This window comes from Buttiauxella massiliensis (assembly GCF_902500225.1).
Classification (GTDB): Bacteria; Pseudomonadota; Gammaproteobacteria; order Enterobacterales; family Enterobacteriaceae; genus Buttiauxella; species Buttiauxella massiliensis.
Window position 1 is genome coordinate 396,163 of sequence record NZ_LR722648.1, and the last position, 21,148, is coordinate 417,310.

19 protein-coding genes are annotated in these 21,148 nt (G+C 51.7%); 7 read left to right on the plus strand and 12 right to left on the minus strand.

What is annotated here, in order from left to right; all coding sequences use genetic code 11:
* The 11 genes from GC128_RS01795 to GC128_RS01840 form a co-directional block, all read right to left on the minus strand.
* A complete protein-coding gene (locus GC128_RS01795) occupies positions 1-1,197 on the minus strand; it encodes a nicotinamide mononucleotide deamidase-related protein YfaY (RefSeq protein WP_151992850.1) in 1,197 nt (398 codons plus the stop codon).
* A 193-nt stretch (positions 1,198-1,390) separates the two neighbouring features.
* Complete coding sequence (locus GC128_RS01800; protein WP_151992851.1) at positions 1,391-1,933, minus strand: YfaZ family outer membrane protein; 543 nt, start codon at positions 1,931-1,933, stop codon at positions 1,391-1,393.
* A 271-nt stretch (positions 1,934-2,204) separates the two neighbouring features.
* Positions 2,205-2,333 carry a hypothetical protein gene (locus GC128_RS23035; RefSeq protein WP_226811968.1) on the minus strand — a complete coding sequence of 43 codons (129 nt, stop codon included), beginning with the start codon at positions 2,331-2,333 and terminating at the stop codon, positions 2,205-2,207.
* Between the two features lie 364 nt (positions 2,334-2,697).
* Complete coding sequence (gene menE, locus GC128_RS01805) at positions 2,698-4,062, minus strand: o-succinylbenzoate--CoA ligase (protein ID WP_151992852.1); 1,365 nt, start codon at positions 4,060-4,062, stop codon at positions 2,698-2,700.
* Complete coding sequence (gene menC, locus GC128_RS01810; protein ID WP_151992853.1) at positions 4,059-5,024, minus strand: o-succinylbenzoate synthase; 966 nt, start codon at positions 5,022-5,024, stop codon at positions 4,059-4,061. The genes menE and menC overlap by 4 nt, the downstream gene beginning before the upstream one ends.
* On the minus strand, positions 5,024-5,881 hold the full coding sequence (menB, locus tag GC128_RS01815) for a 1,4-dihydroxy-2-naphthoyl-CoA synthase (protein ID WP_034456650.1): 858 nt from the start codon (positions 5,879-5,881) through the stop codon (positions 5,024-5,026). The genes menC and menB overlap by 1 nt, the downstream gene beginning before the upstream one ends.
* Positions 5,878-6,660, minus strand: a complete 783-nt coding sequence (gene menH / locus GC128_RS01820) for a 2-succinyl-6-hydroxy-2,4-cyclohexadiene-1-carboxylate synthase (RefSeq protein ID WP_151992854.1) — start codon at positions 6,658-6,660, stop codon at positions 5,878-5,880. Before menH ends, menB begins: the two co-directional genes overlap by 4 nt.
* Entirely contained in the window at positions 6,657-8,327 is a 1,671-nt protein-coding gene (menD, locus tag GC128_RS01825; protein WP_151992855.1) for a 2-succinyl-5-enolpyruvyl-6-hydroxy-3-cyclohexene-1-carboxylic-acid synthase, read from the minus strand. The genes menH and menD overlap by 4 nt, the downstream gene beginning before the upstream one ends.
* A gap of 145 nt (positions 8,328-8,472) precedes the next feature.
* A complete protein-coding gene (gene menF / locus GC128_RS01830; protein ID WP_151992856.1) occupies positions 8,473-9,774 on the minus strand; it encodes an isochorismate synthase MenF in 1,302 nt (433 codons plus the stop codon).
* A gap of 233 nt (positions 9,775-10,007) precedes the next feature.
* Positions 10,008-10,307 carry a stress response protein ElaB gene (gene elaB, locus GC128_RS01835; RefSeq protein WP_064517114.1) on the minus strand — a complete coding sequence of 100 codons (300 nt, stop codon included), beginning with the start codon at positions 10,305-10,307 and terminating at the stop codon, positions 10,008-10,010.
* An 81-nt stretch (positions 10,308-10,388) separates the two neighbouring features.
* Positions 10,389-10,838, minus strand: coding sequence for a GNAT family N-acetyltransferase (locus GC128_RS01840; RefSeq protein WP_151992857.1), 450 nt, complete (start codon positions 10,836-10,838; stop codon positions 10,389-10,391).
* Positions 10,839-11,156: 318 nt separating this feature from the next.
* Between GC128_RS01840 and GC128_RS01845 the strand changes: the two genes are divergently transcribed.
* The gene (locus tag GC128_RS01845) at positions 11,157-12,617 is read left to right on the plus strand and encodes a phosphoethanolamine transferase (RefSeq protein ID WP_193216207.1); all 1,461 of its coding nucleotides are present in this window, start codon (positions 11,157-11,159) and stop codon (positions 12,615-12,617) included.
* Positions 12,618-12,708: 91 nt separating this feature from the next.
* On the opposite strand, the gene GC128_RS01850 is transcribed toward GC128_RS01845, so the two are convergent.
* Complete coding sequence (locus GC128_RS01850) at positions 12,709-12,915, minus strand: YbfA family protein (RefSeq protein WP_034456665.1); 207 nt, start codon at positions 12,913-12,915, stop codon at positions 12,709-12,711.
* Positions 12,916-13,312: 397 nt separating this feature from the next.
* Between GC128_RS01850 and kdpF the strand changes: the two genes are divergently transcribed.
* Genes kdpF through kdpE form a run of 6 tightly spaced genes read left to right on the plus strand, consistent with a single transcriptional unit; the run spans position 13,313 to position 21,135 of the window.
* Entirely contained in the window at positions 13,313-13,402 is a 90-nt protein-coding gene (kdpF, locus tag GC128_RS01855; RefSeq protein ID WP_081908377.1) for a K(+)-transporting ATPase subunit F, read from the plus strand.
* Positions 13,402-15,087: a potassium-transporting ATPase subunit KdpA gene (gene kdpA / locus GC128_RS01860; RefSeq protein WP_151992859.1), complete on the plus strand. Its 1,686-nt coding sequence runs from the start codon at positions 13,402-13,404 to the stop codon at positions 15,085-15,087. Before kdpF ends, kdpA begins: the two co-directional genes overlap by 1 nt.
* Before the next feature lie 13 nt (positions 15,088-15,100).
* A complete protein-coding gene (gene kdpB, locus GC128_RS01865; protein ID WP_151992860.1) occupies positions 15,101-17,149 on the plus strand; it encodes a potassium-transporting ATPase subunit KdpB in 2,049 nt (682 codons plus the stop codon).
* Positions 17,150-17,161: 12 nt separating this feature from the next.
* A complete protein-coding gene (kdpC, locus tag GC128_RS01870; RefSeq protein ID WP_151992861.1) occupies positions 17,162-17,737 on the plus strand; it encodes a potassium-transporting ATPase subunit KdpC in 576 nt (191 codons plus the stop codon).
* Between the two features lie 36 nt (positions 17,738-17,773).
* Positions 17,774-20,461, plus strand: coding sequence for a two-component system sensor histidine kinase KdpD (kdpD, locus tag GC128_RS01875; protein ID WP_151992862.1), 2,688 nt, complete (start codon positions 17,774-17,776; stop codon positions 20,459-20,461).
* On the plus strand, positions 20,458-21,135 hold the full coding sequence (gene kdpE, locus GC128_RS01880; protein ID WP_151992863.1) for a two-component system response regulator KdpE: 678 nt from the start codon (positions 20,458-20,460) through the stop codon (positions 21,133-21,135). Before kdpD ends, kdpE begins: the two co-directional genes overlap by 4 nt.
* Positions 21,136-21,148: the final 13 nt, after the last annotated feature.

Consider the following 21,148-nt stretch of genomic DNA (forward strand, 5'->3'; position numbering starts at 1 on the left):
TTAGATTTCTAGTGAGTCGACAACATTCACCCAGCCATGCTCAGCGGCGACATCCCAGCCGTTGAGCCAGCGGCGCAGCATGTTAAGTGCCATCATCGCGCAGACTTCCTGGCGTGTGCGCAGGGCGTAGCGGGTCACACTGAATTTTACTTGCAGGCCATAAGTCCCTTTTGGCGTGTGCAGTGCAAAATGAAGATGCTCGTCATCAAGGCTCCCAACCACCAGCGCCAGAGCACTTCCCGCTTGCAGCGAGAAATTTTTTGCACGCTCCGTTATCTGCACCAGTGTTTCAGGGCGTGCGGAAAGCACTTCGCTATTACCTAATGGCGCTTGCGCACTGGCAAGTTGCAGGCACAGCAGCCCGGCGGTGAATTGTTCGCTGACGGCAATATTGAGCGATTGCGCTCGCAGGCGTTCCGCCAGTTGCGCTGGCAAACCGTCGGTCCCTTCAAAAATGGCACTTTCACCGGCGACACGCTGCACTTGCGGCCATACGGCTTCCATCGCCTGACGCTGGCTTGCTGGGCCAGTCAATTTTAACTCGATAATCGGCATTGATGAGCGATACCCCATCACCGCGCCGTCCGGTAAAGGAATCGGCTCAAGACTTTGGGCTAACTCGCTTTCGGAACGCCCGAAAGTGGTAAGACGCAGGCAAACTGGCGGCTCAGGCAGCACAAAGCGCTCACGCAAACGCGGCATGATTTGTTGCTCGACCATAACCTTAAATTCGGAAGGAACACCGGGAGTGAAAAACATCAGACAGCGGTTGAGCTTTAGAGCAAAGCCACATGCAGTACCGACCGGGTTATCAACCATTTCACTGGTGGCAGGGATTAATGCCTGCTTGCGATTGCTCGGTGCCATTTCACGACCGCGTTCGGCAAAGAAACGTTCCATATGCGCAAGCCATTCCTGATGCATCACCAGCTCCACGCCTGCGGCAGTAGCGGCAGCCAGCGCACTGAGGTCATCACTGGTTGGCCCAAGGCCACCATTCACAATTAGAACATCGGCATGTTCGCTGCGCTCTTTAAGCACCGCGATTAAATCTTCAAGACTGTCGCCCACCGTATTACGGCGCGACATTGGTAAACCCTGGTTAAAGAAATAATCAGCAAGCCAGGCTGCGTTGGTATCAATAATTTGACCATGCAGCACTTCGTCGCCGGTAGACAGCATTTCCACTTTTATCATTGTTGTGCTCCGCGGGAAGAAAACGGTTCACAATATCGCAAATTAATTTGAGGATTACCAAAAAGATAATCCTCAAAGGATTTCGTGTTGCAGGAAGGCGGCAAAGCCGTAAGTCTCTGGAAGCATAGATAACTATGCGACCAGGGCGCGCGGCAGCAGCCAACGCCCCTGCAACGCGAAAGACGAAGAGGATTTAGAAACCTGCGGAAACGCCGACGTATGGACCGTCTGCAATAGCGTTATCACGGTTGCCATCTTTACCGTTAACACCGATATAGCGATAACCGGCTTCAACAGTGATTGGGCGAATAACAGTCCAACGAGCACCCGCACTGGCTTCCTGGTAATCTTTCACGCCGCTGGAAAGAGAGTCTGGAGAGTAGTAGTAATCACCGAATACGGAGAAGCTATCAAATACCTGCCAGCTCAAACCACCACCCACTGCCAACGCATAACCTTCATCACCATCTTTCGGATTCAGATAAACCGCACGGCCGCCAACTGTACCCATAAATGGACCCAATGGCACATTCAGACCGAGCCCCAGACCTGCGGTATCACCGTCGTCATCGTTATGGGCGTAGTTACCGTTCATGGTCAGACCGGCAGAGTCCTGGCCGAAGCCTACTGCGATGTTTGTATAATTTTCGCCCGCCTGGCCGCTAACGCTGATAGCGCTTGCAGATGCAGATACGAGTGCTAAACCGGCAACGCCAGCCAAAAGTAATTTGTTCATGCTTTCAATCCTGAGCAGTAAAAAGGGATGTCCCTGAAAAAACGCCGATTTTACAGCCAGGGGTGAGGTAATCAATGCATTAGAAATGCTTTTCTTCATTCGTTTGTAAGAAAATGAAAAAACACCCTGTTAAACAGCCGCCAGCTTCACTCTCACCAATCCCCCACAAATTGCAGCAGCGGGAAAACACGAGAGTTTAGGTGTAGGCGAAACAGCATTTATGGAAGTTAAGGCAACAAAAAACCGCCCGTAGGCGGTTTCGTTTCACTCTTCATCTTACCGGGTCCAAGGGTAAGTCAGGATCAAGCGGCTCAATGGGGTCTGGAACACCTGGTATTGTATCTCCGGGCAGCGGTTCATCGACAGGTACCGGGTCGACCAGGTTTGGATGGTTAGACATAAGAACCTCCAACGCAAGAGCAGTTAAAACCTACAAATGGAACAAAGCTTATTTTTGATTCTGCTTTGGCTTTTTCTCATCGTTCTTAGGGGCTTTATCTGGATTTTTAGGCTGCTCTTTGGAAACGTTCATGTTTAGTGTTTTCATAACTCATTCCTCAGTGATTGCAGAATTTTACTGCAACCCAAGTATAGTTTTAGGTTCATTAACTTGCTAGCGAAGCGGTTTGCAATATTTTTATCTGGTTTATATGGATTGCCAATAAAAAAGCCGCTCGAACAGAGCGGCATAAATCAGACTTAGAATCGGGTATGTAGGTCGGATTAGCGTTAGCGACATCCGACACTAAATCGAGCGGGTGGCATTAAATTTTAGCCACCCGCTTTACCCATAACTTTAACTGTAATCGCGAAATCTTAATCCCACCCTGCTTGAATTCATCAGGCAGGCGCAACCAACGCACCGGCTGCTGAAAACGGGCTACTTTTCCCGGCAACCACTCTGACAATAGCGACAGGTCAAAATCCTCGTCGGCTTCCACCACCGCAACCGGGCGTTGGCCAAATTCGGCATCATCTATTGGCACGACAAAAACCTGTTTCACCGCGGGATGAACTGCAATCACGCGTTCAACTTCTTCCGGCTGGATCCCTTCCCCACCACTGAAAAACAGATTATCGAGGCGGCCAATAAGCGTTAGACGCGGCCCATTCAGAACCCCTCGATCGCGTGTTGCAAACCAGCCCTGTGAATTAACCAGCGGCACGACAACGCCCGCTTTCCAGTAGCCTGATGCCAGGCTATCGGCACGAACCCACACTTCCTGATCAACGATTTTCACTTCCCGTCCTGGCAGAGCTTTGCCCACATCCGGCAACCCATCAGCACGTTTGGCGCACACCGTTGAGGCCAGTTCCGTTAATCCATAACCACACCAGCAATTGATGCCTTTTTCCTGCGCCGCTTGCGTGAGCTCAACGGGAATTGCCGCGCCACCCAATAACACTTCACGCAAGGTTTCCGGATGGGATTGCTCAAGCAGTCGCCAGAGCTGAGTCGGTACCAGTGACGCATGCGTACAACCTTGCAATGCATCGCTCAAAGGATGTAAATCGCGCACTACCATGCAACCACCCGCCAGCAGCCAGCGCCACAAAATGCCCTGGCCGGAGACATGAAACAGAGGCAGTGATAACAACCAACTGTCATTCGCTCCGTAATTCATCACCGCCAGCACACCTGCAGCACTGGCAAGATGAGCATCACTGGTATGAACCGCCGCTTTGGGTAAGCCCGTTGAGCCGGAGGTCAGCGTCATCGATGCAAACCTTGCAGGCTGCCACTCAACCTTGAAATGTTCGCCATCCAGCAGAGTTAACGGGTTGATATCGGCAACGGTAAGCGGCGCATCAAAGATCAATGCATGGTTGATAGTCAGCGTGGGGAATAACTGTTGGAGCAAAGATTCAGGCAACTGTGGATTAAGCGGCAATACACGCGCCCCACATTGCAATAACGCGAGCAGAGCGAAAACCATTTCCGGGCTGTTTTTCGCACGCAACACAACGCCTTGCCCTTCAAGCACACCCTGCTGCCGGAAGCCGCCTGCCAGCGCATCAACGCGCTGGCATAGCTCGCGCCAGTTCAGGCTTTCATGGCCTAAAGTAAGTGCCGGTTGGTCACCACGAATTTGTGCCCAATGCTGCCAGGGGAAATCCTGAAAACTCATAACACTCGCTCAAGAGATTCCAGTGACCAGCACGGAAGTGGGCTGCCTGGCCATTCGCGCACCAATTGTGCCTGCATCAACGACAGCGTATCGAGACCTGGGAATGTTTGCGGCGTCAGCCACGCGGCAATTCGCGCCAATTGTGTTAAGCCGAGGCTCGACTCAATCGAAGAACTGATAACCGCCATCAATCCCAGGGCATGGGCCTGCTCCACCTGTTGACGGACTTTCTCAAGACTCCCGGTTAAGGTCGGCTTGATAACCACCGCACTCAAACCCGGTTCGGCGGCAAACTCAAAATCAGGCTCACGCAGGCTTTCATCCCAGGCGATCGCAATCCCCGTTTCACGGGCAAACTCACGGGATTGCTCACGGGTTTTGCACGGCTCTTCGATAAACGCAATGCGCGGTCGGAAATCAGGATTGACGTATTTAGCGAACTGCTGCGCTTTGAGCGGTGTCCAGCCACGGTTGGCATCAAGACGCAGACGCAAATCAGGCATCGCTTCCAGCAAAAGATTGACCACCATGCCGTCGCGCACGGCTTCATACAAACCCACTTTCACCTTGGCGATTTTCTCACCGGGAATAGCAGCCAGCATGGCAAACAGTTCGTCCGGGTCACCGGTGCACAAGGGCGCCGCGCGGTAATCCGCCGCCTGAGGAAGCTCGCCGCTGATCTCCGCCAGCGCACAACTCAGACCAAAAGCCACCGATGGCATTTCGGGTAAGCCAGTGTCGTTACCCGTTTGCCAGGCTTGCAGCCAGATCAACGCTTCGCTTTGCGCTTCTTCGACCGTTTCAATGCTAAAACCCGGCAACGGCGAGATCTCACCGAAGCCCTGTTTTTCGCCGTCGGTCAGGCGCACTAAGAGTCCGTCGCGTGTTTTCAGGCGCCGCTCACGCAGCACTACACCCGCATCCATCGGCACCTGAAAGCGCCATAGTTCGACGCTACGCATTACGGGTTCCGTTTAAATTTGCTGAAGTCCGGCTGGCGTTTTTGGTTGAACGCGTTGCGACCTTCCTGACCCTCTTCAGTCATGTAGAACAGCATGGTGGCGTTGCCAGCCAGTTCTTGTAAACCGGCCTGACCATCACAGTCAGCATTCAGCGCAGCCTTCAGGCAACGCAGCGCCATTGGGCTGTTTTGCAGCATTTCACGGCACCAGCGCACAGTCTCTTTTTCGAGATCTGCATTTGGCACAACGGTGTTCACCAGGCCCATATCCAACGCTTCTTTTGCGTCGTACTGGCGGCACAGGAACCAGATTTCACGCGCTTTTTTCTGGCCGACGATACGCGCCATATAAGAAGCACCCCAGCCACCGTCAAATGAACCCACTTTCGGGCCAGTCTGGCCGAATACCGCGTTTTCAGCAGCAATTGTCAGGTCGCACATCATATGCAGTACATGACCACCGCCGATGGAATAACCCGCAACCATTGCCACAACTGGTTTTGGGCAGGTGCGAATCTGGCGCTGGAAATCCAGCACATTCAGGTGATGGGTGCCGCTTGCGTCCTGGTAACCGCCGTAATCGCCACGTACTTTTTGATCGCCGCCTGCGCAGAAGGCTTTTTCGCCTTCGCCGGTCAGGATGATGGTGCCAATGTTGTCGTCGTAACGGGCATCAGCCAGCGCATTAATCATCTCTTTTACGGTCAACGGACGGAACGCGTTACGCACTTCAGGGCGGTTAATCGTGATTTTAGCAATACCGTCAGCGGATTTGTGATAGCGAATATCGGTGTAACCTTCCGAGCAATCCTGCCATTCAACTGGCGCGTAAAGCATTTCTTCATCTGGATAAATCATGGTGTTTCCTCGATAGGTTTTCGCAATAAATTGAGCAGGCAGGCCGTGAAAGCAATCGGGTTTTCCCGATGTGCGTTATGGCCTGCGGCAGTAATAAGGTGCGGTGACAATTCCAGGTTGGTTGCCACGGCGCGGAATTTTTCATCCCGCTCACCGCAAAGATAGTAAAAAGGCAACGGCAATTGCTTGAGCGTAGCCTTTAAATCTGGTTGGTTGCCAAGAGAAGTCGCCTCAAGCATTGCGGCAAGGTTCTGGGCATTATTCTGGCTGCGTTGTGCGATAAGCGCAGCGCGTTGTTGATCATTGAGCGACTGGAAAACAGCTTGATGATACCAGTCGTTCAGCACCTCTTTTAGCGGTTGTGTGCGTAACCGCTGCGCCCATTGCTGGTCGCTGCTTTTTCTTTCTCGGCGGGCATTCTCATCCGTAAGTCCAGGATGGCTCCCCTCAACAATCAAGCCGCACAAAGCGGAATTCTCAAGCTGACAAGCATGATACATCGCCACGCGCCCACCAAGAGAGTAGCCAATTAGCCAGTACTTTAGAATGTTGTAACTAAGGAGCGTATTTCGCAGTAATTTATCGACTTGAGCAAAGTCTTCAGTCGTAATATCGGCTGATTTACCGTGACCGGGCAAGTCGATAAAGAGTTGCGGCCAATCGGTGAAATGTTCGCTGAAGGTTTCCCACTCCTTCCGGTTGCCTAAAAAGCCGTGTAGCCAAACCAGGCACGGCAAGTTGGCATCGCGGCCTTCATGAAAAACAGCGTGCAGAATCATGCCTGACTGACCTGTGCGAGCAAATGCTGCAAGGTTTGCGCACCGTCAGTTTCACCAACGGTGAGCTCAATGACGGTTGCATGAGGAGAATGCCAGGCATGGGTCACTGCTTCCTGCAACTCATCCCAGCTTGCCGGATTGTTATAGGAGAGGCTGAACATCGCTGCTGCGTGGGCAAAATTGACGTTTTGCGGCATGGTATAGAAGCGTTCACGTTCGTCTGCGGGCGTTGGCAACAGCGAGAATATTTGCCCGCCATTATTATTCACGATCAGCAAAACGAAGGGAGCGGAAACCTGGCGTAATAATGCCAGTGAGTTGATGTCGTAAAGTGCCGAGAGATCGCCAACAATCGCCAGCGTCGAGCGCGCGGTGGCTCGTTGCACGCCGGCGGCTGTTGAAAGTAAGCCGTCGATACCGCTCGCACCACGATTGCTAAATACCGGATAACCAGCAGGCAATTGCGCGAAAGCATCAACCAAACGAACTATCAGGCTATTGCCGACAAACAGCTGCCCGGCTTCCGGTAACAATTCAGCCAGGCGCGCCGCAACCTGGGCTTCGCCAAATTCGAGAGTGCCCTTTTTAACCGCCTGCTGGGCGATTTTTGCAAGCGTAGTTAATTTCTCATCCCACGCCACGCGCTTTTCAGCGGGGTGAAGTTCCAGCCATTGTGTAATATCGCAACACAAGCGACGGCCACGATGATTCGCAGGATCAAGCCGGCCTGGCAGATTATCCACCAGCCAGTACTCTTCAGGCTCGCAGGTTGCCTGCCATTGCAGAACGCGTTTTCCGGTCAGGCTACTGCCAAACTGAATAATAATTTGTGCTTCGGCAAGTTCGGTCACCGCCTGGCTGTTGCTCAGCCATAAATCTGCACACGGCAACGGCTGCCCAGTTTGCGATAGCACATCGCCAATTAACGGCCAACCGAGCATTTTTGCCCATGCAGCGACCTGTTTTCCTTCTTCAGGATTCAAACGCCCGGCAACCACCACGCCGCGTTTTTGACGCCAGAAGAACCAGTCACGCTGTTTAAGCACTTCCTGAGTCAGGCCGGTACGTAACCACGGTTTATCACCTTGCCACCAGTCGCCCAATGCCTGTTGCCAGCTCATGCCTGTTTCATCAGGCTCGCCATACAGCGGCTCGGCGAATGGACAATTGATGTGAATCGCACCAGCCATCTGCTGGCCTAGTGCGTTATCGATAGTCGAAACCAACCAGCGCGCAGGAATATCCTGTGTTGGACGAGGTAAATTAATCGATTGAGTAGGATGGGAGCTAAAAATCCCAGGCTGGCGAATCGCCTGATTGGCACCGCAATCAATAAGTTCCGGTGGACGATCGGCGGTAAGCACCACCAGTTTTTCACCGGTCAAACCCGCTTCGATAATCGCCGGATAGAGGTTTGCCACCGCCGTACCGGAAGTCACGATAATAGCGACCGGAGCCTGGCTTGCTTTTGCCAGACCTAATGCCAGGTGACCTAAACCACGCTCGTCAAAATGTGTATGACAAATAAAAGCCCGATTTTCAGCCACCCCAAGGGTCAGAGGTGTAGAACGCGAGCCAGGAGCAATGCAGACGTGGCGCACGCCGTGGCGAGTCAGCGCTTCAAGGATTACCGTAGCCCAACGGCGGTTAAACGAGCTTATCGACATGATTCAGTCCTGAGTCAATTTTGCTGACTCATTATAATTATTGCTGGAACGGTTATTTTGATATGGGTCGGTAATACCCTTCAAACTGCATTTTTGTTGGCAACAAGCACAATGAAGTTCGAATTGTCTCAGACATACCTATAATTTAGAACGTTGATTTTGTTAACAACGTTCGCAACCCGGCGGCTTTATTTTCTATTTCCTGCCATTCTTCCGCCGCATCAGAACCTGCGACAATTCCAGCTCCGGCATATAAACGCACCATATTATTGATTACTTTTGCAGAGCGTAAAGCAACGCAGAACTCACTTTGACGCTGCGAGATATAACCTGCCGACCCCGCATACCATTCACGCTCAAACGGTTCATTATGGGCGATAAATCCGCGCGCCACATCACGTGGCAACCCGGCAACAGCGGCAGTAGGTTGCAACATTGCAAGGCATACAGCATCGTCAGGCTGAGCCAAATCGGTCCAGATGCAACGGCGCAAGTGTTGTACCTTTCTCAGACGTACCACCTGCGGCGGCAATACATCAATAGCCCCCACCTTTTTTTGCAAACGCTGGCAAATATCTTCAACGACCAACATGTTTTCACGTTGGTTTTTATCGTCTTTGAGCAACCACTGCCCCAAAGACCAGGCTCGATGGTCGTCGGGATGGTTAGCAACCGTTCCGGCAAGGGCTTCGGTGCGTAAAGCGCTATCAATGCGCCGCCACAAGCGTTCCGGGCTCGAGCCAAGGAACGCATGGCTACCATCAAACACCATCAAGAAATGATAGCAATTCAGGTTCACCCGGCGACTGGCCGCCATAAACCCGGCTGCGGAAACTGCGGTAGTAAATTGCAGATCGGTGGCTCTCGCCAGGACGACTTTATCGAGCTCGTGCTGCTCAATTGCAGATATTGCACAGTCAACTAACTGATTCCATTCTGGTTGTGTTGGAATATGTTGCTCACCGACGCAATTTAAACGCTGTAATGGCAATTGCTTTGCAGGCAGCATTTGCTCAAGGAATTGAAGTGCTGCCCGCGCATCATCTTGCAGGGAAGTTTCGCTATAAATATTAAGGTAGAGAAAAGCATCGCCACCGATGCGCCGCCATTCGAGGCGTGGGAGAAATAAAAAACTGCTGGTGGGTGAAAATGCATTTACGCCAGTAATACGAACAGCTGGCTGGTCCGCATAGGCATCAATAAATGCCCTGGCGGCATCTAAGGTATCGAACTGGCAAACAGCACCGAGGGCGGCAATTTCGTCATCGCCATTGCGCTGTTGCCAGTAAAACTGAGGATAAAGACGTTGGCTAGTCAACCATGCGAGTGCATCTGAGGCATCACTGAGGGTAACAGCACAAGATAACTGCTGTGAGCCCGGTGCATCCGCAAATTCTGCGTTCAATGCAAGCTGTAACTGTTGCAGCGCGACGACAACTGAATTCACGTTTACCTCACCTTCCCTGAAAACCCCTGATTATACGTGGTCATGGCGGCAAAAAAAAATCCCACCCAATGGGTAAGATTTTTCTGCTGGCACTCGACGCAATTATTATACCCAAGTTACTTCGAGATGCAGGTAGGCGGCAATCGAGTAAATCCCGATGAGCTTACTGAAGTCAAGTGATTCGGGTGCACGAGAGCAGCCAACGCCCCTGCAACTTGAAGGGCGAAGGGTATCTAGCGCCTGGCTAATAAAAGCCCTAGTACCAGACCAGCGGCAGCCCCAACGCCAACTCCTTGCCATGGTTTTTCACGCACATAATCATCTGCGCGATAAACGGCTTTTTTTGCACGATAGTAATAATTGTCCGACGCACTACTGACCCGGGCTTTGACTTCGCTGAGCGCAGCTTCTGCACGTGCTTTCAGCTCAATGTATTTTTGGTCAGCAGGATCGCCTGAGGAACGCAGCACTTCTTCTAACGTTTCACTAAGCAGAGTTAAATCATCATCAAGACGAGATTCATACGGTTGCATCACTGTTCTCCGTGTTTAAAAAATACTCGTCCGCTAACTATAGACAACACTAGTGCTTTTTACCTGGCGATTAATCTGTCATTAACGATTTGCCATACCGATATGGGGAATACCGTCTTCGTCATACACGTCAGTAACTGGGGCAAATCCGAAGTGGGCATAGAACGATTGCAGATGAGCCTGAGCACCTAAATAGACTGTTTTTTCTGGCCAATACTGCTGGCACGACGCCATCGCCTGTTCCATCAACTGGTAACCCAGTTTTTCGCCACGCACGCTTTTATCAACAATGACACGGCCAATCACCACCGGTTCAAACTCGCTGTCGCTTTTCAGGATGCGGGCATAGGCCACAAGTTTGCCACCCTTCCAACCAAGAATATGGCGGTTCTCACCCACCAGATCATCACCATCAATATCCTGGTAGGGACAATTTTGCTCGACCACAAACACTTCATTGCGTAGCGCCAAAAGTGTGTAGAGATCGGTTACGCTCAATTCTGAATGGTGTAAATCTTGCCAAATCAACATGCTGTGCTCCAGTAGTTGTGATGAGGGGTTTATCCTCCCACATTTAGAGCAATAACTAAAAGGTTCAGTAGTTGATGTTCATCCTTCGACATACTGATTTATGTCAAAGAATCAATTCATCCAATGAATATATCTATTCTTAATTATGCCTTCCGGTATATTAATTCCCCGTTGATAGCACATTTTATAAGACCGTTTAAACGGTCACTCTTCGTGGACGTTATTTATATGTTAGGTAAAGTGCGCCAATTTACTCCTTTGGTTGTTTGTATATTAATTGTTGCAGTGGCGAATATTTTGTTCTCACCAGTGCATGTTATGTCTCAACGATTGATAATATTTGTATTATTAATGTTATCGTTTGGGTTAATTAAAAACAAACCTCTCCGCTTAGTCGTGGCACTGCTGCCGCTATTGTTGGTGGCATGGGATGTTACGCTAACTTTCTATGCCCACGGCACCTTTGGCACAGAGTTTAGTTATGGTTTTGCAATGAGTGTACTGGAGAGCGATAGTCACGAAATCAGCGCAATGTTGTGGCTCTACAAAAAATATTGCTTCGGTTTTTTCGCCCTGGTCATTTTGTTATTACGCAGCGTTGCGACTATTCCTACGCCTGGTGATAAATGGCTCGCAAAATCACCGTGTTATTTATTAGCAATATTACTATTCAGTAATATTGTGCAAGCGACGGTCCATAACATTAAGAAAAACAGCCAGGGAAGTATTACTGCACGTGTAATTAACTATTTACCTATAAGCAATGTTAAATATTTTCTTCAGGCATGGAGTGACCAGCGATTAATAAGGCAAATAGCAAGTCAGATCCCTGATTACCAGTTGCAAACACAGGAAACCGGTATTGATACTTATGTGTTGGTTATCGGGGAGTCAGCGCGTAGCGAAAACATGAGTATTTATGGCTACCCGCAGCCCACCACGCCACAACTGGAGGCCGAGCGCAGCCACCTTCTACTCTGGAATCATGCCATTAGCGGCGCACCGATCACTATTACCGCCGTACCGCTGGCGATCACAGCAGATACCGTGCAAAACCATAATATCCACCATTACTCGGATAACATTATTAACCTGGCGAATCAGGCCGGTTTTGATACATCATGGTTTAGTAAGCAGGGGATGCTTGGTGATTACAATAATGCGATTACCGGTATCGCGATGAATGCCGCCCATAAACACTGGGTTAACAATGGGTTTGATGATGCGTTGTTACCCGATTTGCGTAAGGCTTTAAATCATCAAGGTAAACAGCTCATTGTGCTGCATATCTATGGTAGCCATGAACCGGAATGCACACGTTTTCCGACCACTGACGCCCCCTTCAGCAGGCAAAGTGATGGTATAGATGCCTGTTATGACAACTCAATCCACTTCACTGACAAACTACTCGGCAATATTTTCTCTCTGCTGAAAGACAGGCGAGCTTCTGTCGCTTATTTTTCCGATCACGCGCTGGAACGCGAACCGACACAAAACGTGGTTTATCACCACGGAGGGGTAAAACCAAGCCAGCACGCTTTTGAAGTGCCAATGTTTATCTGGTACAGCCCGCAGGTTAATAACCCAGATACCGGAACGGTAGAGGATATTTATTCAACGGTGAATAACGACAAAATATTGCGCCGCTGGATGGGAATTTCGCTACCTGGAGACAGGCCTGAAGAAACAGTGCAACACATCGCAAACAGGCTGGCAGGAAAAGCACCCGTAATGGATACCACCAATCAGATTTATAACTGGAAAGAGCTGGCGCATTAACCCGCTACCATGAGCCGTAAAAAAGCCCCATCAGTTGTGAACTGATGGGGCTTTGATGTTTTGTATCCGTAGTAATGACTTCTCAGCAAACTCAGTAAAAATCAGCGGATGCGGCTTCAGCCTGAGCCATCCAAACTGGTTTTTCGCTGGTTTTAGACCAGACGCGGTGCAGGTAGCTGTAAAAACGGGCGCGATCTTTCCAGAACAGCATCACTGGCAAAGCCAGAACACCTGCTACAACAACAAAAGTGCGACGCAGGATGACCTGATGCAATGGGTAGTCTTTATATAGAGTCATAGGCTTCTCCCTTAAATTGTGACCGGTAGCAAAAACCGGGAAGTTGGAACTTGTTATCTGCCCAAAATAGTATCGCATTGTCTGAAAGTTTACTACTCATCCGACCACTAAAGGACACTTTTTGCCACTAATTTACATTTCCTCGCGTAATTAAGTTACAGAATAGTTAAATAAATACTAACCATTAGTTAATTAATGGCTTTACCCCAAAGTCACTTTGGGATGCAGGGCGACGGGTATATGGCATTTTTATACTTTTTTTACACCCCGCCCCCAGACTTTTACGACATCTTTGCACCGAAACTTTCACACTCATTCCAATTACTTATCAGCCCTAAATAATTCGAGTTGCAGGAAGGCTGCAAATCGAAGTATGACGGGCATGCGGAGGTGGATTGTGAGTGCAGGTCTGATAGCCGGTGTGGTGCTGGTCTTTATGCTGTTGGGATATTTAATTTATGCCCTGATTAATGCGGAGGCGTTCTAATGGCCGCTTCTGCATTCTTATTAATTGCCAGCTTCCTGCTGGTGCTTTTTGCACTGGCAAAACAGCTGGGTAGCATGCTTGCACGGTTAATTGAAGGAGAACCGCTGCCAAGCGTGGGCCGTGTTGAGTCGGTGATGTGGAAAGTGCTGGGAAGCGAAACGGCTGAAATGAGCTGGAAACGTTATCTTGCCGCGATCCTGGTCTTCAACGTTTTAGGTTTGCTACTGCTTTTCATCATCTTAATGACGCAAGGGAGTTTGCCGCTTAATCCACAGCAATTGCCTGGCCTTTCCTGGCATCTGGCGTTAAACACTGCTGTTAGTTTTGTCTCCAATACCAACTGGCAATCCTATAGCGGCGAAACCACGCTGAGTTATTTCAGCCAGATGGTTGGCTTGACAGTACAAAACTTCCTTTCCGCTGCAACGGGTATCGCCGTGGTGTTTGCGCTGATTCGCGCATTTTCCCGTCATAGCGCCACTACGCTTGGTAACGCGTGGGTCGATTTAACACGCATCACGCTTTACATCCTGCTGCCGATTTCACTGTTGATTGCATTATTCTTTGTTAGCCAGGGAACCTTGCAGAATATCGCCGCATATCAGCCGTTCACCTCGCTTGAAGGTGTGCAGCATGTCTTGCCGATGGGGCCGGTGGCTTCGCAAGAAGCGATCAAAATGCTCGGCACCAACGGCGGTGGTTTCTTTAATGCTAACTCCTCTCACCCTTTCGAGAACCCAACGGCTCTGACCAACTTTGTGCAGATGCTGGCGATCTTCCTGATCCCAACCGCTCTGTGTTTTGCGTTTGGTGAAGCAGTGGGCGACAAACGCCAGGGGCGCGCCATTTTGTGGGCGATGGGCATCATTTTTGTTATCTGCGTTGTGGTGGTGATGTGGGCTGAAACACAAGGTAACCCGCATTTCATGCAGCTTGGTGCTGATAGCAATATCAATATGGAAGGCAAAGAGAGTCGCTTTGGCATTCTGGTCAGTAGCCTATTTTCCGTGATTACCACCGCAGCATCTTGTGGCGCTGTTAATGCAATGCATGACTCCTTCACAGCATTAGGCGGCATGATTCCCATGTGGCTGATGCAGATCGGTGAAGTGGTGTTTGGCGGCGTCGGCTCCGGGCTGTACGGCATGTTGCTGTTCGTCTTGCTCACCGTGTTTATCGCTGGGTTGATGATTGGCCGCACACCGGAATATCTGGGTAAAAAAATCGACGTAGCAGAGATGAAAATGACTGCGATGGCAATCCTCGTCACCCCGACATTGGTACTGCTCGGTACCGCCCTTGCGATGATGACTGAGGCTGGTCGCGCCGGGATATTCAACTCTGGTATCCACGGCTTTAGCGAAGTGCTTTACGCCGTCTCATCTGCCGCTAATAACAACGGCAGCGCATTTGCAGGGCTTAGCGCCAACACGCCTTTCTGGAACGTGCTTCTGGCAGTATGCATGTGGCTCGGCCGCTTTGCGGTGATTGTCCCGGTGCTGGCGATTGCCGGAACGCTAGTCACTAAAAAGTCGCAAACCGCAGGCGTCGGTACGCTGCCGACTCACGGCCCTCTGTTTATTGGCCTGCTGATTGGCACCGTATTGTTAGTCGGTGCACTGACCTTTATCCCCGCCCTCGCATTAGGCCCGGTTGCGGAACACCTTTCCTTCGTGAATTTGTGATTAAGAGGCTTCCATGAGTCGCAAGCAACAGGCGCTATTTGAACCATCGCTGATTCGTCAGGCGCTAATAGATTCCTTTAAAAAACTTAACCCGCAGGTGCAGTGGCGTAACCCGGTGATGTTTATCGTCTGGGTGGGTAGCGTGATGACTACGGTCCTGGCGATTGCCATGTTCAGTGGAAAACTTCAGGGCGACGCATCGTTTACCTTAGCCATCAGCATCTGGCTGTGGTTTACCGTACTGTTCGCAAACTTTGCCGAAGCGCTGGCTGAAGGCCGTAGCAAGGCGCAAGCCAATAGCCTGAAAGGGGTGAAGAAAACCAGTTGGGCGCGCAAATTACGCGCCCCTCACCATGACGCGCAAATGGACCATGTTCCCGCCGCCGATCTGCGTAAAGGCGACATTGTGCTGGTTGAAGCGGGCGACATTATCCCTTGTGATGGCGAAGTGCTGGAAGGCGGCGCATCAGTCGATGAAAGCGCGATTACCGGCGAATCCGCACCAGTGATTCGTGAATCAGGTGGTGACTTTGCCTCCGTCACTGGCGGCACGCGCATTCTTTCCGACTGGCTGGTGATTCAGTGCAGCGTGAACCCTGGCGAAACCTTCCTCGACCGCATGATTGCGATGGTGGAAAGTGCGCAACGCCGCAAAACGCCGAATGAAATCGCGCTGACGATTTTGCTGGTGGCGCTGACTATCGTCTTTTTACTGGCAACCGCCACGCTGTGGCCCTTCTCGCAATACGGTGGTGTGGCAGTTAGCGTCACGGTGCTGATTGCCCTGCTGGTTTGTTTAATTCCCACCACCATCGGCGGGCTGCTTTCAGCGATTGGTGTTGCCGGGATGAGCCGCATGTTGGGTGCAAACGTGATTGCCACCAGCGGGCGTGCCGTTGAAGCCGCGGGCGATGTCGACGTATTGCTGCTGGATAAAACCGGCACCATTACGCTTGGTAACCGCCAGGCTTCTGATTTCCTGCCTGCACCCGGTATTGATGAAAAAACTCTGGCCGATGCGGCGCAGCTTTCATCTCTTGCTGATGAAACGCCAGAAGGCCGCAGCATTGTGGTGCTGGCAAAACAGCGCTTTAACCTGCGCGAACGCGACGTGCAAAACCTGCATGCCACCTTTGTGCCGTTTACCGCGCAAACCCGTATGAGCGGCATCAATATTCAGGACCGCATGATTCGCAAAGGTTCGGTGGATGCTATTCGTCGCCACGTTGAGGCGAACGGCGGACACTTCCCGCCGCAGGTCGACACTCTGGTAGAAGGTGTTGCCCGCACAGGCGGAACACCGCTGGTAGTGGCAGAGGGTGCCAATGTGCTCGGTGTTATCGCCCTGAAGGATATCGTGAAAGGCGGTATTAAGGAGCGCTTTGCGCAACTGCGCCAGATGGGGATTAAAACGGTGATGATCACCGGGGATAACCGCCTGACGGCGGCAGCGATTGCTGCCGAAGCGGGTGTTGATGATTTTCTCGCAGAAGCAACTCCGGAAGCCAAGTTGGCGTTGATTCGCCAGTATCAGGCGGAAGGCCGTTTAGTGGCGATGACCGGTGATGGTACCAACGATGCCCCGGCGCTGGCGCAGGCGGATGTGGCAGTGGCCATGAACTCCGGTACGCAAGCGGCAAAAGAAGCGGGCAACATGGTCGATTTGGATTCTAACCCCACCAAGTTGATTGAAGTGGTGCACATCGGTAAACAGATGCTGATGACCCGTGGCTCGCTGACCACCTTCAGTATTGCCAACGACGTGGCAAAGTATTTCGCGATTATTCCCGCCGCGTTTGCTGCAACTTATCCGCAGCTTAATGCGCTAAACGTGATGCACCTGCACTCCCCTGCCTCGGCGATTTTAAGCGCGGTGATTTTTAACGCGCTAATCATCATCTTTTTGATTCCACTGGCGTTACGGGGCGTGAGCTACAAACCGCTCAGTGCCGCAGCGATGCTTCGCCGCAACCTGTGGATTTACGGTCTGGGGGGTTTAGTTGTGCCGTTTATTGGCATCAAAGCTATCGACTTGCTGCTAACCGTTTGTAGCCTGGTTTAAGAGGAAAAACAAATGTCTACCATCCGTCCCGCTATACTGTTACTGATTTTGCTCACCCTGATTACAGGGGGTCTGTACCCACTAATGACAACGCTGCTAGCCCAGTGGTGGTTCCCGGCGCAAGCCAATGGTTCATTGATTATTGATACCACGGTGGTACGTGGCTCGAAGTTGATTGGGCAAAACTTCACCGAGGCGAAGTATTTACAAGGCCGCCCTTCTGCTACGGCTGAAACGCCCTATAATCCCATGGCTTCAGGCGGCAGCAACCTGGCGGGAAGTAACCCTGAGCTGGATAAGGTGGTCGCGACACGTATTGCGGCGTTACGCGCGGCAAATCCGCAGGCTAATCCAGCGGTTCCCGTTGAACTGGTGACCGCATCAGCCAGCGGTCTGGACGGGCAGATCTCCCCGCAAACAGCAGCCTGGCAAATCCCGCGTATCGCCAAAGCACGCAATCTTCCGGTTGAACAGATCCAACGGTTGATAGACGAAAATTCTACTCAGCCTTTGGTCGGTTTCCTCGGTAAACCGGTGGTGAATGTGTTGTTGGTTAACGTGGCGTTGGATGCTTTGCAGGCACCGTAAGCGACATCCACCCAAGTCAGGTTCAAAGGAGTTGTTATGACACAGGAACCGCAGCGCCCCGATCCGGATAAGCTGCTAGAGCAGGTTAGCCGCCCAACACGCGGGAAGCTGAAAGTATTTTTCGGTGCCTGTGCGGGCGTGGGGAAAACCTACGCCATGCTCCAGGAAGCGCAGCGCCTGCGCGCACAAGGGCTAGGTATTCTGATTGGCGTGGTGGAAACTCACGGGCGTAAAGAGACGGCTGCATTGCTTGACGGGCTGGATCTGCTGCCCGCCAGGCGCACGCACCATCGTGGACGCTGGGTTCATGAGTTCGACCTCGACGCTGCACTGGCGCGTAACCCGGCCCTGATTCTGATGGACGAACTGGCGCACAGCAATGCGCCAGGTTCTCGTCACCCTAAGCGTTGGCAGGATGTGGAAGAGTTGCTCGACGCCGGTATTGATGTGTTCACCACCGTCAACGTGCAGCATCTTGAAAGCCTCAACGATATTGTCGGCGGCGTGACCGGGATTCAGGTACGCGAAACGGTACCCGACCCTATTTTTGATGCAGCCGATGAGATTGTACTGGTCGACTTGCCGCCCGATGATTTACGCCAGCGCCTGCACGAAGGCAAAGTGTATATCGCAGGCCAGGCCGAACGCGCCATTGAGCACTTCTTCCGGAAAGGGAATTTGATTGCCCTGCGTGAACTGGCACTGCGCCGCACCGCCGATCGCGTTGACGACCAAATGCGGGCATGGCGTGATAATCAGGGTGAAGAGAAAGTCTGGCACACGCGCGATGCCATTTTGTTGTGTATCGGCCACAGTTCTGGCAATGAGAAACTGGTTCGTACCGCCGCACGCCTGGCAGCAAAACTAGGTAGCATCTGGCACGCCGTGTATGTCGAAACGCCACAGCTTCACCGTTTACCTGAACATCAACGTCGCGCTATTTTAGCTTCGCTTCGCCTCGCTCAAGAGTTGGGGGCAGAGACCACCACACTAGCCGACCCGGCAGAAGATAAAGCGATTTTGCGTTACGCACGCGAGCACAATCTCGGCAAGATTATTATCGGCAGGCGCACCACTCGTCGCTTCTGGAGCCGGGAATCCTTTGCCGATCGTTTAGCCCGCCGTGCCCCAGACCTCGATTTAGTGATCGTCGCCCTCGATGATAAACCCGCATCAGCATCACCATCAGCCCAGGACTCGCGCAGCTTTGCGGAAAAATGGCGTGTGCAGTTACGCGGCTGCGGGGTGGCGATTGCTTTATGTGCCATCACAACGTTTATTGCCAATCAGTGGCTAATGGACTTCGATGCCGCCAACCTGGTGATGCTCTATTTGCTGGGTGTCGTTATTGTCGCGCTATTCTACGGGCGCTGGCCTTCGGTGCTGGCAACTGTGATAAGCGTTCTTAGTTTTGATCTCTTTTTTATTGCCCCCCATGGCACGCTGGCGGTTTCTGATATTCAGTACCTGCTAACGTTCGCCGTGATGCTAACGGTCGGCCTCGTTATCGGTAATCTCACCGCGGGCGTGCGTTATCAGGCACGAATTGCCCGTTATCGCGAACAGCGCACACGTCATCTTTATGAGATGTCGAAAGCCCTCGCCGCAGAACGCACTCCGCAAGATATTGCGGCCACCAGCGAGCTATTTATCAATAACAGTTTCAATGCCCGTACACAGTTGTTGCTGCCCAACGAAAATGGCCAATTAGAGCGGGTAAATGCCTGGGGCGAACCTCAAAACTGGGACGAAGCTATAGCGCGTTGGAGCTTTGATAAAGGCCAACCAGCCGGTGCCGGCACGGATACACTGCCCGGTGTGCCGTATCAAATTCTGCCGCTAAAAACACCGGAAAAAACTCTCGGCCTGTTAATTGTCGAACCGAATAATTTGCGCCAGTTAATGATCCCCGAGCAGCAACGGTTACTGGAGACCTTCACGTTACTGGCGGCGACTGCACTGGAGCGATTGTTACTGACCGCCAGCGAAGAACAAGCCCGGCTTTCCAGTGAGCGAGAACAAGTGCGCAACTCGTTGCTTGCAGCACTTTCACACGACTTGCGCACTCCACTGACGGTGCTTTTTGGTCAGGCAGAAATTCTGACGTTAGATCTGGCCTCTGAAGGATCGAAACACGCTCCGCAAGCCAACGATATTCGCCAACACGTCCTCAACACCACGCGCCTGGTGAACAACTTACTGGATATGGCGCGGATTCAGTCCGGTGGATTTAATCTGCGCAAAGAGTGGCTGACGCTGGAAGAAGTGGTCGGCAGCGCGTTAAAAATGCTGGAGCCAGGACTCGGCGGGCGGCATATTGATTTGGCGTTGCCTGACCCGCTGTTATTGATTCATGTTGATGGCCCGCTGTTTGAGCGCGTGTTAATAAATCTGCTGGAAAACGCCGTGAAATACGCCGGGTATAAAGCGGAAATTGGCATTCGTGCGCAGGCATCGGCTGATAAACTGGATCTGGAAGTCTGGGACAGTGGCCCCGGTATTCCTGCGGGCCAGGAACAAAAGATTTTTGATAAATTTTCCCGTGGTAATAAAGAGTCGGCTATTCCTGGCGTAGGTTTAGGGCTGGCAATTTGCCAGGCGATTGTTGAAGTCCACGACGGTGAAATTATTGCGGCGAATCGAGCGGAGGGCGGTGCCAGTTTCCATGTTATTTTACCCCTTCCCCCACAGCCGGAGCTGGCTGAAATGAACGAGGTTATGTGATATCAGTTCTGATTGTTGAAGACGAAAAAGAGATCCGTCGTTTTCTGCGCACTGCGCTGGAAGCCGAATCGCTGCGCGTACATGAAGCAGAAACATTGCAACGTGGTTTGCTGGAAGCCGCAACGCGCAAGCCCGATTTAGTCATTCTCGATCTTGGTTTGCCAGATGGTGACGGCATTGATTTTATCCGCGATTTTCGCCAGTGGAGCCAGACGCCGATTGTGGTGCTTTCAGCTCGAAGCGACGAACAAGTGAAGATTGATGCCCTGGATGCCGGCGCCGATGACTATCTCAGCAAACCCTTTGGTATTGGTGAGCTGCAAGCGCGACTGCGCGTAGTCTTACGTCGCCATGCAAGTCTTGCGCAGCCCGCCCCGGTTTATCAGTTTTCAAATATCAGCGTTGATCTCGCGAACCGCCGCATTACCCGCGATGGTGCAGAAATCCACCTCACGCCGATTGAATTTCGCCTGCTCGCCACGCTTATCAATAACCATGGAAAAGTTCTGACGCAGCGCCAGTTGCTCAACCAGGTATGGGGGCCAAACGCGGTGGAACACAGCCATTATTTGCGGATTTATATGGGGCATTTGCGGCAGAAATTGGAAAACGATCCTGCGCGCCCGGCGCATTTGTTGACGGAAACGGGGATTGGTTATCGGTTTATGCTTTAGCGAAGCGTCATCC

Bases quoted from the DNA above. Each gene is read 5' to 3' on its own strand.
- GC128_RS01795 (WP_151992850.1), bottom strand. From the start codon at position 1,197: ATGATAAAAGTGGAAATGCTGTCTACCGGCGACGAAGTGCTGCATGGT.
- GC128_RS01800 (WP_151992851.1), bottom strand. From the start codon at position 1,933: ATGAACAAATTACTTTTGGCTGGCGTTGCCGGTTTAGCACTCGTATCT.
- GC128_RS23035 (WP_226811968.1), bottom strand. From the start codon at position 2,333: ATGTCTAACCATCCAAACCTGGTCGACCCGGTACCTGTCGATGAACCG.
- menE (WP_151992852.1), bottom strand. From the start codon at position 4,062: ATGAGTTTTCAGGATTTCCCCTGGCAGCATTGGGCACAAATTCGTGGT.
- menC (WP_151992853.1), bottom strand. From the start codon at position 5,024: ATGCGTAGCGTCGAACTATGGCGCTTTCAGGTGCCGATGGATGCGGGT.
- menB (WP_034456650.1), bottom strand. From the start codon at position 5,881: ATGATTTATCCAGATGAAGAAATGCTTTACGCGCCAGTTGAATGGCAG.
- menH (WP_151992854.1), bottom strand. From the start codon at position 6,660: ATGATTCTGCACGCTGTTTTTCATGAAGGCCGCGATGCCAACTTGCCG.
- menD (WP_151992855.1), bottom strand. From the start codon at position 8,327: ATGTCGATAAGCTCGTTTAACCGCCGTTGGGCTACGGTAATCCTTGAA.
- elaB (WP_064517114.1), bottom strand. From the start codon at position 10,307: ATGCAACCGTATGAATCTCGTCTTGATGATGATTTAACTCTGCTTAGT.
- GC128_RS01840 (WP_151992857.1), bottom strand. From the start codon at position 10,838: ATGTTGATTTGGCAAGATTTACACCATTCAGAATTGAGCGTAACCGAT.
- GC128_RS01845 (WP_193216207.1), top strand. From the start codon at position 11,157: ATGTCTCAACGATTGATAATATTTGTATTATTAATGTTATCGTTTGGG.
- GC128_RS01850 (WP_034456665.1), bottom strand. From the start codon at position 12,915: ATGACTCTATATAAAGACTACCCATTGCATCAGGTCATCCTGCGTCGC.
- kdpA (WP_151992859.1), top strand. From the start codon at position 13,402: ATGGCCGCTTCTGCATTCTTATTAATTGCCAGCTTCCTGCTGGTGCTT.
- kdpB (WP_151992860.1), top strand. From the start codon at position 15,101: ATGAGTCGCAAGCAACAGGCGCTATTTGAACCATCGCTGATTCGTCAG.
- kdpC (WP_151992861.1), top strand. From the start codon at position 17,162: ATGTCTACCATCCGTCCCGCTATACTGTTACTGATTTTGCTCACCCTG.
- kdpD (WP_151992862.1), top strand. From the start codon at position 17,774: ATGACACAGGAACCGCAGCGCCCCGATCCGGATAAGCTGCTAGAGCAG.